Origin of the sequence: Loigolactobacillus binensis (assembly GCF_005405165.1) — a bacterium.
In the GTDB taxonomy this organism is placed as follows: domain Bacteria; phylum Bacillota; class Bacilli; order Lactobacillales; family Lactobacillaceae; genus Loigolactobacillus; species Loigolactobacillus binensis.
Genome location: NZ_BJDN01000023.1, coordinates 1 through 1,141, shown reverse-complemented (window position 1 = coordinate 1,141; position 1,141 = coordinate 1). Strand labels below are relative to the sequence as shown.

The window sequence follows — 1,141 nt, the reverse complement described above, 5'->3', positions numbered from 1 at the left end:
AACCATAGACCATGGAACCATATTGCGGGAGCAGGGTTTGAACCTGCGACCTTCGGGTTATGAGCCCGACGAGCTACCAGACTGCTCCATCCCGCGATAATATAATATAAAACATAGATGGTTTAAATCAACATCCATCGAAGATGGACCTTGTAGGACTCGAACCTACGACCGAACGGTTATGAGCCGTTTGCTCTAACCAACTGAGCTAAAGGTCCAAGCTCTTTAAACCTATCGCGGCAAAGGGAATCGAACCCCCGACCTCCCGGGTATGAACCGGACGCTCTAACCTGCTGAGCTACACCGCGATACAATGAAACTATCGGGAAAACAGGATTCGAACCTGCGACCCCCTGGTCCCAAACCAGGTGCTCTACCAAGCTGAGCTATTTCCCGAAACTTTTTTAAATTGAACATCGCTGCTCAATGCACCCAGTAGGAGTCGAACCTACAACCTTCTGATTCGTAGTCAGACACTCTATCCAGTTGCGCTATGGGTGCATAATAATAATGCCGAGGACCGGAATCGAACCGGTACGGTGATCACTCACCGCAGGATTTTAAGTCCTGTGCGTCTGCCAGTTCCGCCACCCCGGCATATTATTAAAGCGGAAGACGGGATTCGAACCCGCGACCCCCACCATGGCAAGGTGATGTTCTACCACTGAACTACTTCCGCATGAGTATTCAATTAATGCCGACTAGACGATTCGAACGCCCGACCCTCTGATTACAAATCAGATGCTCTACCAACTGAGCTAAGTCGGCATAAAACCCGACTGCGGGTGAAGGGACTCGAACCCCCACGCCTTGCGGCGCTAGATCCTAAATCTAGTGCGTCTGCCAATTCCGCCACACCCGCAAATATTAAAAACTGGCAATGAGCCGTGACAGGCTCGAACTGTCGACCCTCTGATTAAAAGTCAGATGCTCTACCAACTGAGCTAACGGCTCAAATGGAGGTTACAGGGTTCGAACCTGTGACCCCCTGCTTGTAAGGCAGGTGCTCTCCCAGCTGAGCTAAACCTCCAAATGAAAAAGTGCGTGGCAACGTCCTACCCTCGCAGGGGGTGCTCCCCCAACTACTCTCGGCGTTAAGAAGCTTAACTTCTGTGTTCGACATGGGAACAGGTGTATCCTT

At 50.9% G+C, this 1,141-nt stretch carries 11 tRNA genes and 1 rRNA gene; all 12 read right to left on the bottom strand.

Going from position 1 to position 1,141, the window contains the following annotated elements:
- Positions 1-22 precede the first annotated feature (22 nt).
- Positions 23-96 (bottom strand) — tRNA-Met (locus FFM78_RS10250).
- A 48-nt stretch (positions 97-144) separates the two neighbouring features.
- Positions 145-218 (bottom strand) — tRNA-Ile (locus tag FFM78_RS10245).
- A 16-nt stretch (positions 219-234) separates the two neighbouring features.
- Positions 235-308 (bottom strand) — tRNA-Met (locus tag FFM78_RS10240).
- A gap of 14 nt (positions 309-322) precedes the next feature.
- Positions 323-396: transfer RNA gene (locus FFM78_RS10235), tRNA-Pro, on the bottom strand.
- 31 nt (positions 397-427) lie between these two features.
- A tRNA-Arg gene (locus FFM78_RS10230) sits at positions 428-501 on the bottom strand.
- A 10-nt stretch (positions 502-511) separates the two neighbouring features.
- Positions 512-597, bottom strand: a tRNA-Leu gene (locus tag FFM78_RS10225).
- 10 nt (positions 598-607) lie between these two features.
- Positions 608-679 (bottom strand) — tRNA-Gly (locus FFM78_RS10220).
- A 16-nt stretch (positions 680-695) separates the two neighbouring features.
- Positions 696-768: transfer RNA gene (locus tag FFM78_RS10215), tRNA-Thr, on the bottom strand.
- A gap of 12 nt (positions 769-780) precedes the next feature.
- Positions 781-862: transfer RNA gene (locus tag FFM78_RS10210), tRNA-Leu, on the bottom strand.
- A 19-nt stretch (positions 863-881) separates the two neighbouring features.
- Positions 882-954, bottom strand: a tRNA-Lys gene (locus FFM78_RS10205).
- A gap of 3 nt (positions 955-957) precedes the next feature.
- Positions 958-1,030, bottom strand: a tRNA-Val gene (locus FFM78_RS10200).
- A gap of 12 nt (positions 1,031-1,042) precedes the next feature.
- Positions 1,043-1,141: ribosomal RNA gene (gene rrf, locus FFM78_RS10195) — 5S ribosomal RNA — on the bottom strand; the annotation flags it as partial.